Origin of the sequence: Kribbella sp. NBC_00482, from assembly GCF_036013725.1 — a bacterium.
Classification (GTDB): Bacteria; Actinomycetota; Actinomycetes; order Propionibacteriales; family Kribbellaceae; genus Kribbella.
Map to the genome: position 1 here is coordinate 343,950 of NZ_CP107881.1, position 12,406 is coordinate 356,355.

General features: G+C 68.4%; 15 protein-coding genes. 11 read left to right on the plus strand and 4 right to left on the minus strand.

The window, feature by feature from the left end; all coding sequences use genetic code 11:
• The first annotated feature begins 9 nt into the window (after positions 1–9).
• The 5 genes from ligD to OHB24_RS01665 all read left to right on the plus strand — a co-directional run bounded on the left by ligD (position 10) and on the right by OHB24_RS01665 (position 2,676).
• Entirely contained in the window at positions 10–948 is a 939-nt protein-coding gene (gene ligD / locus OHB24_RS01645) for a non-homologous end-joining DNA ligase (RefSeq protein WP_327637117.1), read from the plus strand.
• Positions 945–1,124 carry a hypothetical protein gene (locus tag OHB24_RS01650; protein WP_327637118.1) on the plus strand — a complete coding sequence of 60 codons (180 nt, stop codon included), beginning with the start codon at positions 945–947 and terminating at the stop codon, positions 1,122–1,124. The genes ligD and OHB24_RS01650 overlap by 4 nt, the downstream gene beginning before the upstream one ends.
• Before the next feature lie 155 nt (positions 1,125–1,279).
• A complete protein-coding gene (locus OHB24_RS01655) occupies positions 1,280–1,909 on the plus strand; it encodes a TetR/AcrR family transcriptional regulator (RefSeq protein WP_327637119.1) in 630 nt (209 codons plus the stop codon).
• Between the two features lie 119 nt (positions 1,910–2,028).
• Complete coding sequence (locus OHB24_RS01660) at positions 2,029–2,256, plus strand: DUF3107 domain-containing protein (protein ID WP_327637120.1); 228 nt, start codon at positions 2,029–2,031, stop codon at positions 2,254–2,256.
• Positions 2,257–2,400: 144 nt separating this feature from the next.
• Complete coding sequence (locus tag OHB24_RS01665; protein WP_131334478.1) at positions 2,401–2,676, plus strand: GlsB/YeaQ/YmgE family stress response membrane protein; 276 nt, start codon at positions 2,401–2,403, stop codon at positions 2,674–2,676.
• 165 nt (positions 2,677–2,841) lie between these two features.
• On the opposite strand, the gene OHB24_RS01670 is transcribed toward OHB24_RS01665, so the two are convergent.
• Positions 2,842–3,522: a ferritin-like fold-containing protein gene (locus OHB24_RS01670; RefSeq protein WP_327637121.1), complete on the minus strand. Its 681-nt coding sequence runs from the start codon at positions 3,520–3,522 to the stop codon at positions 2,842–2,844.
• Between the two features lie 251 nt (positions 3,523–3,773).
• Here OHB24_RS01670 and OHB24_RS01675 point away from each other — a divergent pair, with 251 nt between their 5' ends.
• Together OHB24_RS01675 and OHB24_RS01680 are read left to right on the plus strand one after the other, a co-directional pair.
• Complete coding sequence (locus OHB24_RS01675) at positions 3,774–5,678, plus strand: DEAD/DEAH box helicase (protein WP_327637122.1); 1,905 nt, start codon at positions 3,774–3,776, stop codon at positions 5,676–5,678.
• Positions 5,679–5,795: 117 nt separating this feature from the next.
• The gene (locus OHB24_RS01680; RefSeq protein WP_327637123.1) at positions 5,796–6,701 is read left to right on the plus strand and encodes a DUF4349 domain-containing protein; all 906 of its coding nucleotides are present in this window, start codon (positions 5,796–5,798) and stop codon (positions 6,699–6,701) included.
• A gap of 8 nt (positions 6,702–6,709) precedes the next feature.
• On the opposite strand, the gene OHB24_RS01685 is transcribed toward OHB24_RS01680, so the two are convergent.
• The gene (locus OHB24_RS01685; RefSeq protein ID WP_327637124.1) at positions 6,710–7,462 is read right to left on the minus strand and encodes a ParA family protein; all 753 of its coding nucleotides are present in this window, start codon (positions 7,460–7,462) and stop codon (positions 6,710–6,712) included.
• Between the two features lie 62 nt (positions 7,463–7,524).
• Here OHB24_RS01685 and OHB24_RS01690 point away from each other — a divergent pair, with 62 nt between their 5' ends.
• Positions 7,525–8,400: an alpha/beta fold hydrolase gene (locus tag OHB24_RS01690; protein ID WP_327637126.1), complete on the plus strand. Its 876-nt coding sequence runs from the start codon at positions 7,525–7,527 to the stop codon at positions 8,398–8,400.
• On the opposite strand, the gene OHB24_RS01695 is transcribed toward OHB24_RS01690, so the two are convergent.
• Positions 8,393–9,469, minus strand: a complete 1,077-nt coding sequence (locus tag OHB24_RS01695; protein ID WP_327637127.1) for a hypothetical protein — start codon at positions 9,467–9,469, stop codon at positions 8,393–8,395. The two genes, OHB24_RS01690 and OHB24_RS01695, sit on opposite strands and share 8 nt — an antisense overlap.
• A complete protein-coding gene (locus OHB24_RS01700; protein ID WP_327637128.1) occupies positions 9,466–10,002 on the minus strand; it encodes an RNA polymerase sigma factor in 537 nt (178 codons plus the stop codon). Before OHB24_RS01700 ends, OHB24_RS01695 begins: the two co-directional genes overlap by 4 nt.
• Positions 10,003–10,192: 190 nt before the next feature.
• Between OHB24_RS01700 and OHB24_RS01705 the strand changes: the two genes are divergently transcribed.
• The 3 genes from OHB24_RS01705 to OHB24_RS01715 all read left to right on the plus strand — a co-directional run bounded on the left by OHB24_RS01705 (position 10,193) and on the right by OHB24_RS01715 (position 12,393).
• Positions 10,193–11,023: a hypothetical protein gene (locus OHB24_RS01705; protein WP_327637129.1), complete on the plus strand. Its 831-nt coding sequence runs from the start codon at positions 10,193–10,195 to the stop codon at positions 11,021–11,023.
• Entirely contained in the window at positions 11,020–11,334 is a 315-nt protein-coding gene (locus tag OHB24_RS01710) for a hypothetical protein (RefSeq protein WP_327637130.1), read from the plus strand. Before OHB24_RS01705 ends, OHB24_RS01710 begins: the two co-directional genes overlap by 4 nt.
• A gap of 228 nt (positions 11,335–11,562) precedes the next feature.
• Positions 11,563–12,393, plus strand: coding sequence for a hypothetical protein (locus OHB24_RS01715; RefSeq protein ID WP_327637131.1), 831 nt, complete (start codon positions 11,563–11,565; stop codon positions 12,391–12,393).
• Positions 12,394–12,406 lie beyond the last annotated feature (13 nt).

A 12,406-nucleotide genomic window follows, 5' to 3' on the forward strand; every position in this document is an offset into this window, starting at 1 on the left:
CTGGGATGCATGGCGGGAGCGCAGCAGCAGCTGACGACCGAGGTGGATGGGCAGACGATGAAGCTCACCAACCTCAGCAAGGTCCTGTATCCACAGACCGGGTTCACCAAGGCCGAGGTCATCGACTACTACCACCAGGTGGCCGCGTTGCTGCTGCCACACCTGTCCGACCGGCCCCTCACACGCAAACGGTGGCCGGACGGCACAGGAGCGGCGTACTTCTTCGAGAAGAACGCTCCGCGCGGTACGCCGGCCTGGGTACGAACCGAGACGCTGCCCACGCCCGGTAGCTCGACGGGCCGCGACGAAATGAGTTTCGTGGTCTGTGACGACGTACAGACCGTGGTGTGGCTGGCCAACCTGGCTGCGCTCGAGCTGCATGTCCCGCAGTGGCGGATCGGGTTGTCCGACCAGGGCCAGGACCCGCAGGCGGACCTGATCGTGTTCGACCTGGACCCGGGGCCGGGAGCGAGCATCGTCGAGTGCTGCGACGTCGCGCTGGCGCTGCGGCAACTGCTGGGCCACTACGGCATGGAAGGCTGGCCGAAGACGTCCGGGAACAAGGGCATGCACCTGTACGTGCCGATCGAGCCTGCGTCGTCCAGGCAGACCAGTGCGTTCGCCAAGCAGCTGGCCGAGCAACTGGCCGAGGCGCTGCCGGAGAACGTGACCGCCAACATGACCAAGGCGCTGCGGCCCGGCAAGGTGTTCATCGACTGGAGTCAGAACGCCAGCGCGAAGACCACGCTGGCGCCGTACTCGCTCCGCGGCTCCGACGAGCCCCGGGTGTCCACACCGATCGACTGGGACGAGGTGGCATCCGCCACCGCACCGGAGGACCTCAGGTTCCTGCCGCACGACGTCCTCGCCCGGATCGAGGAGTACGGCGACGTACTGGAAGGGCTGTACGACGACCCGCAGCCGCTACCTACCAAGGAGGCGACATGACCGATACCGATTTCGAGGGCCCGGACTACGACCCGGCCTTCGACGCCGAGCACGACACCGACCTGGACACCGACCAGGACGAGTCGGAGTCCGACGTACCCGCCGACGCCAATCCGGCGGATGTGGAGGAGCAGCGCCGCGACGTCGGCGACTCCGACGAGGACGATTACCGCTGACAACTGCCGCCTGACAGCCGCTCCGACGGCTACCACGATGGAACGCTGTTCGGCGGGGAAGCTACTGGCGAGGAGGACTGCTGGGTAGGATTCGGGGAACGACCTGGCGACAGACGCAGACTGCCGCCGGAGCGCACCCTCGAAGGAGCCCGACCGTGTCGACGACACCGGAGACCGCACCCAAGCGTGGCAGCCGCCTGCCCCGGCTGGCCCGTCGCGCGCAACTGCTCGAGGCTGCCCAGGAGGTCTTCGTCGCGAACGGATACCACGCCGCCGCGATGGACGACATCGCAGATCGGGCCGGCGTGTCCAAGCCCGTCCTGTACCAGCACTTCCCCGGGAAGCTGGAGCTCTACCTGGCGCTGCTGGACACCTCCTGCGAGGCGATCGTCGCCTCCGTGCAGGACGCGCTGAAGTCGACCGAGGACAACAAGCTCCGGGTCGCGGCGACGATGCACGCGTTCTACGACTACGTGGCGAACGCGCAGGGCGCCTTCCGGCTGGTGTTCGAGTCGGACCTGACCAACGAGCCGGCCGTCCGGGAGCGCGTCGACCGGGTCACCCACGCCTGCGCCGAGGCCGTCTCCGAGGTGATCAGCGCCGACGCCGGCCTCAGCCGCGAGCAGTCGATGGTGCTGGCCGTCAGCCTGGTCGGCATGGCCCAGGTCAGCGCCCGCTACTGGCTCGGCGCCGGCGACCCGTCGTTCCCGCAGCAGCAGGCCGCCGACCTGGTCGCCTCCCTGGCCTGGCGCGGCATCCGCGGCTTCCCGCGGACCGACAACTGAGGTTCTGCCGACCGCGGGGTTCTGCTTTGGGCGGACGGGTGAGGGCTGGGGTCCGCTAGCGGATAGGCTCGAAGCGTCACCGGCGAGAGTCGCCGGTCGGAGCGTGGCCGGAGGGTTTCGTGGAGGTCAAGATCGGCGTGCAACACGCCAATCGTGAATTGGTTCTGGAGAGCGAGCAGACTCCGGAAGAGGTCCAGGACCTGGTGGCGGCGGCGCTCACCGGCAAGTCGGGTCTGCTCGAGCTGACCGACGAGAAGGGCCGCAAGGTGCTGATCCCGGCCGACCGGCTCGCGTACGTCGAGATCGGCGAGGTGTCGACCCGCAAGGTCGGATTCGGCGCGATCTGATCGCGTTCCGGACACAGTCGCGCGTGTCCCGGTTGCAGAGCGCCACTCACAGGGCACGATTGCGGTGAGACCTGCGCCTAACTGGTCTGGTTGTCACGGGGCACCGGGCCGGCGCAGGTTCACCATCCCTCACAAGGAGGAACCGTGTACTGGGTCTGGATGATCATCGTCAGTCTCATCGCGGGCATCATCTTCGGGCCGTTGGCCCGGGCGGTGCTCCCCGGCAAGCAGAACATCAGCCTCGGATGGACCATCCTCGGAGGCGGCATCGGCGCCTTCATCGGCGGTCTGATCGCCAAACTCCTCGGTGTCAAGGACACATCCGGCCCGGACTGGATCCAGTACCTGATCCAGATCATCTGCGCCGCGATCGTCGTCGCGATCATCTCCTCACGCAACAGCAAGACAAAAGCCGCCTAGCTCAGGCATCACCAAACGGCCGCCGCCCCACCGGGGCAGGCGGCCGTTGCCATTTCCCTGGCTGACCCACCAATTTGCCTGGCAGACCCAGGAAGTGCGGGGTTACCCACCCTCATTCAGGGTCAATAACCCCGCATTTTGTGGGTCAGCCAGGCAAATTGGGATTCAGGCCTGGAGGCCGAGGGCGGTCATGCGGGCGGTGTGGGCCTCGGTGAGGCGGGTGAGCATGCGGCCGATGGCGGCCAGGTCCAGGCCGGGGCGATCCACGCTGCCGGCCAGCAGGGCGGCCAGGGAGTCGCGGTCGGCGGCGATCCGCTGCGCCTGGCTGAGGGCCTCGCCCACCAGGCGGCGACCCCACAGCGCCAGCCGTCCGCCGAGCTTCGGGTCCTCCTCGATCGCCGCCCGGACCCGGTCGACCACGAACTCGGCCTGACCGGAGTCGGCGAACACCTCCAGCACCAGGCCGCGCGTCTCCGCGTCCACGAACGACGCGATCTCCCGGTAGAAGTCGTTGGCCAGCCCGTCCCCGACGTACGCCTTGACCAGGCCCTCGAGCCAGTCCGACGGTGCGGTGTGGTCGTGGAAGGCGTCCAACGGGGTGACGAACGGCGTCATCGCCTCCATCGGGTCCACCCCGAGCGCGACCAGCCGGTCCCGCAGTTGGACGAAGTGCCCGAACTCGGTCGTTGCCAGTGCGGCGAGCTCCGCCTTGTCGTTCAGCGTCGGCGCCAGTTTGGCGTCCTCCGCCATCCGTTCGAACGCGGTCAGCTCGCCGTACGCGAGCACTCCCAGCAGATCCACCGCCGCGGCCCGGTAGGCGGGATCATCAAAGGCCGTCTGCTCCATGCCCGGCACCCTATCGGGCCGCGCCGAACAGTGGCGCATGCCACACGAAGCGGCGTTGACAGCCGCTGCGGTTACACTGGTGAGCGATTCGCCGGTGACGCGCCCAGATGGGCAAGCTGGTGCGAGGTGCTTGCACAGTGTCCCCGCGCCTCACGATCGGGGCTTTCATGCCCCAGGCGCCCGGCCACTGAGCATCTGTCCGCACAAGCATGTGAGAGGCGATCAGCCTGACCACCTTCCGAGAGCTCGGGGTGCTCCCCGAGATCTGCGACGCGCTCGATCGCGTCGACATCGTCGAACCCTTCCCGATCCAGGAGATGACTCTCCCGGTGGCCCTGATGGGCACCGATCTGATCGGGCAGGCACGCACCGGCACCGGCAAGACGCTCGGCTTCGGTATTCCGTTGCTGCAGCGCACGATCGCGCCGCACGAGCCCGACTACGCCGAGCTGGTCGCACCCGGCAAGCCCCAGGCACTGGTCGTCACCCCGACCCGGGAACTGACCATCCAGGTCGCCAAGGACCTGCAGACCGCCTCCACCGTCCGCACCGTGCGGATCCTGACCATCTACGGCGGCGTCGCGTACGAGCCGCAGCTGGACGCGCTGAAGACCGGCGTCGACGTCGTCGTCGGTACGCCGGGACGCCTGCTGGACCTGGCGAACCGGGGCGTTCTCGACCTCGGCCACATCAAGGTCCTGGTCCTGGACGAGGCCGACGAGATGCTCGACCTCGGCTTCCTGCCCGACGTCGAGCGGATCCTGCGCAAGACGCCGGAGCTCCGCCAGACCATGTTGTTCTCGGCAACGATGCCGTCGGCCGTGATCGGGCTGGCCCGCACCCACATGCGGCACCCGCTGAACATCCGGGCCGAGTCGCACGAGGACACCCAGATGGTGCCGACCACGGCACAGTTCGTCTACCGGGCGCACGATCTGGACAAGCCCGAGGTGGTCGCCCGCATCCTGCAGGCCGACGACCGCGGCCGGGTGATGATCTTCTGCCGCACCAAGCGCGAGGCCTCCCGGCTGACCGACGACCTGCAGGACCGCGGGTTCAAGGCGGCCGCGATCCACGGCGACCTGAACCAGCAGGCCCGCGAGCGGGCGCTGACCCGGTTCCGCGGCGACAAGATCGACGTACTGATCTGCACCGACGTCGCGGCCCGCGGCATCGACGTCGAGGGCGTCACGCACGTCATCAACAACACCTGCCCCGAGGACGAGAAGGCCTACATCCACCGGATCGGCCGGACCGGGCGCGCGGGAGCGAGCGGCATCGCCGTCACCTTCGTCGACTGGCCGGACCTGACGCGGTGGAAGGTGATCAACAAGGCGCTCGACCTGCCGTACGACGAGCCGCAGGAGATCTACTCCACCTCGCCGGAGCTGTACCACGACCTCGGCATCCCGTCGGAGGCCAAGGGCCGGATCCGTGCGGCGCGTGAGGCGAAGGAGACCCGCGAGCCGCGTGAAGGACGTGAATCGCGCGGGTCGCGTGAATCGCGGGAGCCTCGTGAGTCGCGGGAGCCTCGTGGGTCGCGGAGCTCGCGGGACCGTCGCGACGACGGACGGTCCGAGGGCGAGCGGGCGGCCGCGAAGAAGCGCAACCGGACCCGGAAGCGCACGCGTTCCGGTCAGCCGGTCGAGGAGCTCGCCGACGTCACCACGAAGACCGAAGTACCGGCCGTGATCGAGGCTCCGGAGGAGGCGCCGGCGCCGAAGGCCCGCAAGCGCACCCGCACCCGGAAGACCGCGGAAGCCGTCGAGACTGCGGCTGTCGAGGCTCCGGCTGTCGAGACTGCGGCCGTCGAGGCACCGGCTGTCGAGGCACCTGCCGTCGAGGCGCCGGAAGAGAAGAAGCCGGTCAAGCGCGCTCGGACCCGGAAGACCGCCGAGGCTGCACCGGCCGCGACGGAGGCCGTGGAGACTGCGGCCGTCGAGGTCGAGGCTCCGGAGAAGAAGCCGGTCAAGCGGACGCGGACGCGCAAGACCGCCGAGGCGAAGGCACCCGCCGAGGCCAAGGCCGATCAGCCGGCCGAGGTCAAGGCCGCGGCCGACGAGAAGCCGGTGAAGCGGACGCGGACCCGGAAGGCGGCCGCAACCGCCGAGCCGAAGTCCGCGGCGACGACGCCGATCTTCAGTGCGCCGGAGTGAACGTCACCTAATGGTGATCTGAAGCTGCAACACCCAGCCCCACGTGGGCCGTCCTAGGGCGGTAGACCACGAGAGAGGGGCTGGGTGATGAGGCGGATCAGAGCAGTATCAGCCGTGGTGGCTGTCGCGGGGGTCATGCTGCTGGCCGGTTGTGGGGCCAGCGGCAACGACAGCTCGACCAGCGGCGACGCTGCGCAGGCGCCGGCCGCGAAGCAGGGCTCCGGCGAGGGCGAGAGCAACGCGAAACCGCAGGCACCGTCCGCGGGCAAGACGGACTCGTCAGCGGGCGGCGGCAACGAACAGCCGGCGATCACGCGGGCGATCATCAAGAGCGGCTCGCTGGCGGTCGAAGGCGACGACGTCTCCGGCATGCGGCAGAAGGCCGTCGCCGCGATCGGCAACCTGCAGGGTCAGGTGGCCTCCGAGGACACCGGCAGCGACTCCGACGGCAAGATCACGCGGTCGAACCTCGTTCTCAAGGTCCCGACCAAGTCGTTCGAGACCGCGATCCAGCGGCTCTCCGACCTCGGCAAACGCACGCAGATCCACCAGGAGTCGACCGACGTCACCGAGCAGGTCGTCGACGTGGCCAGCCGGATCGAGTCCCAGCGCGCCAGCCTGGACCGGATGCGCGCGCTGATGGCCAAGGCGAACACGATCGGCGAGATCGTCTCGGTCGAGAGCGAGCTCACCCGCCGTGAGGCCGACCTGGAATCCCTGCTGGCCAAGCAGAAGAACCTGTCCCTGCAGACCGATCTCGCGACGCTCACGCTGACGCTGACCGAGAAGGGCAAGCCGCCGGTGCAGACCGTGGAGGAGCCGGACAAGGGCTTCGTGGTCGGCCTGAAGAGCGGCTGGAACGCGTTCACCGCGGCGTTCTCCGCGATCGCGACCGCGGTCGGCGCGCTGCTGCCGTTCCTGGTACTGCTGGCGATCATCCTCGTACCGCTGTGGCGCTTCCGGAGCAAGCTGCGTCGGCAGCCGGCGACTCTGCCGCCGGCCGCGCCCACCAGCGGTCAGTGAAGCAGCGGTCAGCCAAGTAGGGCGCCGGCCAACGCCCGGTAGGCCTTCGCACCGGGCGAGGCCGGCGCCGTGGTGAGTACGGTCTCGCCGATCGCGGGTGCCTCCGCGAACCTGATCGACTTCGGGATCGCCGGCTGCAGGACGTCCAGCGAGTACGTGTCCGCGATCGTCTCGAGGACGGTGCGGGCGTGCGTCGTGCGCCCGTCGTACAGGGTCGGGAGTACGCCGAGCACTCGCAAGCTCGGGTTGGCCAGCTGCTGTACGTCGTGCACGGTGTCGAGTAGTTGCCCTACGCCACGATGCGCCAACGTCTCGCACTGCAAGGGAATCAGGACGTCGGACGCGGCGGACAGCCCGTTCACGGTGAGCAGGCCGAGCGTCGGCGGGCAGTCCACGATGATCCAGTCGTACGACGTCCGCAGCGGGCGCAGTGCGGTGCGCAGTACCTGCTCCGGACCGCTCTCCCGAGCCAGCTGCACGTCAGCGGTCGACAGCGCGATCGTCGCGGGCAGCAGGTCCGGGGCGTCGTCCAGCTCGATCAGTACGTCGCGGGCGCGCACTCCGCCGAGCAGGACGTGGTGGATCGACTTGTCCAGGTCCTCGGGGTCGATGCCGACCGAGAACGTCAGGCAGGCCTGTGGATCCAGGTCGACCAGCAGCACCCGTTGGCCGAGCTCGACCAGGGCTGCTCCGAGGGTGGCGACGGTGGTCGTCTTGGCGACGCCGCCCTTCTGATTGGCGACCGCGAGAGTGCGAGGCACCCGGCCATTGTGCCGTACCGCGGAACACCTGTGGTCGGGTGGAGCGGTTACCCTCTTTACTTGTGAGTACGCCGCGTACGTTGACGCTTCCCGACGGGGTGCGCCCCGAGACACTCGAGACCGACCGTGGGGCGTTCGCCACACTGACCGCCGTACCAGACCTCGGTACGCCGCTCGGCACCGTCCTGCTCGTGCCGGGGTGGACGGGGAGCAAGGAGGACTTCACTCCCCTGGTCGACCACCTGTGCCGGTACGGGTGGCGCACGGTGGCTGTCGACCAACGTGGCCAGTACGAGACCGCAGGTCCGGCCGACAAGTCGGCGTACTCGCTGGCAGAGCTGGGCGCGGACGTGGTGGCGATGAGCAAGGCCTTGGGCGGGTACAGCCAGCTGGTCGGGCACTCGTTCGGTGGGCTCGTCGCGCGTGAGGCGGTGCTGACCGACCCGTCGGTGTTCTCCACGATCAGCCTGATGTGCTCGGGACCGGCCGCGTTCACTGACGAGGCGACGGTGCAGAGCCTGCAGATGCTCGCGTTCGGGGTGGAGAATCTGCCGATCGAGCAGGTGTACGACATGAAGCTCGACCACGACAGCAAGACCCCCGGGTACGTCGCACCGCCCGAGGACATCGCCGCGTTCCTGCGGAAGCGGTTCACCGGCAACGTGCCGACCAGCCTGGCCGAGATCACTCGCCGGCTGACGGACGCGGAGGACAAGACTGATCAGCTCGCGAAGTCCGGCGTACGCGCGCAGGTGCTGCACGGAGCGACCGACGACGGCTGGCCGCTCGCAGTGCAGCAGGCGATGGCTGCAGGGCTTGGGGTGGAGGCGGCGGTCATTCCCGACGCCGGTCACTCACCGGCCATCGAGCAGCCCGCAGCGACCGCCCGCCTCCTCGTGGACTTCTTCCACAACTACCCGAGCCTGACGACTACCTGACCGGTCGGACCTGCGGCGAGAACTTGATCAGGTCGAGACCGACCGGGGTGAACGCAGCCTTCACCTCCGGGGTGTACGCCACGAGCGAGACGGAGGCGCCGCCGCCGTAGATCCCGGACCCGCCGGCACCGTAGACGCCGAGCGTCTTGTTCTTGCTCATCAGGTCGCCGATCGCGTTGCTGATGCGCTCGTTGTCGGACCGGCTGAGCAGGACGGGGACGACGCAGTAGTTCCCCTGGTAGACCTTCTCGAAGGCCTCCCGGAACACGGACGCGTCACCGTGCGCGATACCGATCAGGATCACCACGGGCGCGCCGCGGCTGGTGCCGTTCGGGTACCGGAAGATCGGGCCGTCGATCTGGGCGGCGTGCGCGGCGAGGAACTTGGTCACCGCGGTCGAGGAGATGTTGCTCTGCTTCGACTTCCAGCCGCCGGGCGGGACCGGGCACTGCAGCTCGGTCTGCGCCGGGTAGGGCAGCTGCTTCTCGGCCGACTGCTCTTCGACGTCGATCGCGCCGCCGCGCCAGATGCCGGTGACCGCCGCAGCGCCGACGCGGACGCCCTTGACCGTCTTGATCCCCGGGACCTTGTCCAGGTCCAGGCCGTTGAGCTTGACCGCGAACTCGTCGGGGCAGCTCGGGGCCGGCTCCTTACCGGGCGGGTAGCCGATGGCGTGGACGGCCAACGGCGGGCAGAAGACGGGCGTCTTGCCCGCGACGGCGACGATCTGGCCGCTCACCTGCACCTTGTCGCCGGGCCTCACCAGGAACTCGTCGTTGCCTTGGGCAAACGTCTGCGGAGTCCTGGCGTTCTCGGCCGTGGTGGCCGGGGCCCCGGCGGTGGTGGCCGGGGCGTCGGCGGTCGGGGTCTTCGGGTTCGGCAGTACGGCGATGACACCGGCCGCGACCACGGCGACACTGGCCGCCGCGAGCGCGGGCACCCAGCGACGGTGCTTGCGGCCGCCGCTCAGCATGTACTCGAGATCAGGCTCCGGCGGCGCCTCCTGATCAGCCCGCCAGCGAGCCCCAGCGCGGGTCAACAGGTCGTCGACTTCATCGGTCTGCTTCATTCAGTCACCTCCAGGAGGGTGCGGAGTCGGTTGCGGGCGTCGGAGAGGGTGGATTTCACGGTGCCTTCGGAGCAGCCCATGACCGCGGCGGTGTCCGCGATCGACAGGTCCGCGAAGTAGTAGCAGTCGACCGCGAGCCGCTGCCGCGCCGAAAGCGACATGATCGCGTGGTCGACATCCATCCGGGCGTCGAGATCCGGCCGCGACACCGGACCACCCGTCGCCTCGTCGATCAGCGACAAGGACGCGCCGCCCGGGCGCATCCGGCGTACCGCTTTCCGGGCCTGATCCGCCGTGATCGCGAGCAGCCAGGCAGACGGCGTACCGCGGCTCGCGTCGTACTGCGACCGCTTGGCCCACGCCCGCGCGAGCGCCTCCTGCACGATGTCGTCCCGGTCCGCCCCCACCGCGAGCCGCCCGGCCAACCGGGACATCGCCGACAGATGCGGCCGCACCCACGCAACGAACCCAGGCCCGTCCCCCGGCGGTCCCTGCACCCCCACCACCACCGGCTCACCCGTCATCGTCGGCATACCTTCTCTACCCCCGATCGACCCACCCGGTTGGGTCCTACCCGCATTTCAACGACCCCACCACCCCAAGGTCACCACCCCCACCCATTCCGTAACCCACCCGAGTTATCCACAGATCCCAAATCCCACCCCACAGCCCCCACCCAACTCCCTACGGTCGAAGAACCACCAACCGAGTGAGGGGAGCCAGATGCGCACCGGGCTGAACAACCTGCCAGAACCGGCGGATCTGCACGCCTGGCTGTCCGAGCGGCGTCCGCTCGACTGGGGAGATCCGATCCCGACCAAGGAGGAGATCGCCGCGAAGTACGGCGACGGCACGACCGCGCGGAGCCTGCAGATGCTGACCGAGGCGGCTGCGGTGGAGCCTCGCGTCACCAGCGCCATGATCTCGGCGATCGGAGCGGAGGCAACGCCGTACCATCTCGAGAACCGGATGAAGTCGCCCCAGTCGCTCGCCCGCAAGCTGGTCAAGTACGAGGACTACTACCGTCGCTCGAACCAGGTTCCGGAGGACGTACTTCGCTACACGGCGGCCGTCAAGCATCCGGACGAGCTCACTCAGGCCGCGATCAGAACGATCGATCGTCTCAATGACAACGAGTGGCAGACAGAGTCCGCACACCATTCGTACCTCGACGGGAGCCGCTACAAAGGTCTCCACGCATTTCTGCGCGCCCAGGGTGAGAAGGTCGAACTGCAAGTGCACTCGAGCGAGTCGATCGAGGTCAAGGAACGCACCACGCCTCTCTACCAGATCGAGCGGGATCGCGATCAGCCCCCGGCCGCACGTGACGCGGCCCGCAGGGAATGCATCGCCTTGTCGGATCAGATGACCCAACCCGCCGGCATCGAGAACCTCAAGGAACTCGGAGGCGTGTCGGTGGACGCCATTAGCTACGGTAAGAAGCGCCAGCAGCACCGCTCCGAGGCAGGGACGGCCCGCGCAAGTGAGCCGACCCGCATGCCGGAGCAGACCCGCCAGCAGTTTCAGGATCGACAGAACGGGGCTTCACGATGACGCGGTTGTTCTTGGTCAAGGATGGGGAGACCGAGCTGTGGGTGGCGGCGTTGGTGGAGGAGGATGTTTGGACGTATGTCGGGAACACCGGGAAGTTCCACTACAACGAGGGTGCCCGTCATGACTACTACTTCCTCAATGGGTTGCAGTACGTCGACATTGGGATCGCGGAGGCTAAGCGCCTGATCCGGGCCGGGGTCGGCACCGTTGACGAGGACGAACTGCCGGACTCCGCCCGCCGCTGGCGCGAGGACCCCAAGGGCATGGACCCCGAGGTTGTCTTCGCCTCGATGGCCGCCGACCTCGCCTAGCAGACGAGGGTTGGGGAGGTTTTCTGCCCGATTCGGGTAGACGATCCTCCCCAGGTGGTCGGGCTGTCGGGAGGTTTGGGGTTGTAGTTTGTGGGGGTGGTGATGGTTTCGGGGTGGTGTTTTCCTACGCCTGATGTTGTTAAGACGGGGAACAATCCGGCTGCTTGGGATCAGTTGGGTGGGTTTGCTGTGGTGCAGGCTGCGGAGGCTAACGCTGCGTTGGGAGTGTTGGCGGAGCGGCTGGAGGGAGCTGGCTCTCAGGGGGAGAGGGTTGCGGCGTTCGAGGCGGCGTACCGGCATGTTGCTGAGTGGCGGTACCAGGTCGCCCTGGAGGGCGAGTGGACGCGGCCGGGGGCGGACGCCGACGACGTTCAGGCGACGATCGGCGAGGGTGAGTGGATGGGGTACCGGTTGTCGCCGGGGGCGGTGGATATGCGTGAGCCGGGATCGCCCGCGTGGAAGTTGCTGTCCGAGTTGGAGCAGGTCGCTCTGCAGCGGTTGGGCGGGCAGCATCAACTGCAGAACGTCGTGACCTTGCGCGACGGGACCACGGTGAACGGGAATCTGTTGCACTACGTGGTGGCGACGCGGGACCCGGCTACAGGCGCTCCGTTTCCAGGGCATCCGGATCAGGTGAGGACCCAGACCGCGGCGTACGCGGATCGGGAGGTACTGCGGCGGGCGTCGTTCGAGGCGCTGGCCGAGTTGGAGGGGGCGCGGGCTGCGGGTACGGCGGAGGTGCGGGATCCTGCGCAGCGGCAGGCGTTCGCGGATGCGGCGTACTTCCTGGTGCAGGGGCCCGAGTTCCGTCGTGGGAGTGATGCGATCATGCGGACGTTCCTGGCTACCGCGCACACGCGGGTGTTCGATGCGGCGCCGGTGTTGCCGCAGGCAATCGATCTGGACGGGATGGTGCGCGGCCAGGAAGGCTTCAGCCGGGTGATGCACGAACAACTCCGCCCCGCCCCAGCATCCACCGGCACCGGACCAACCTCAGCCACCACTGCCGAACGAGCAGTCCCCACAAGAACCCGTCCCGGCGGCGGCCTCGCCCGCTGACCCCCACCGAGCG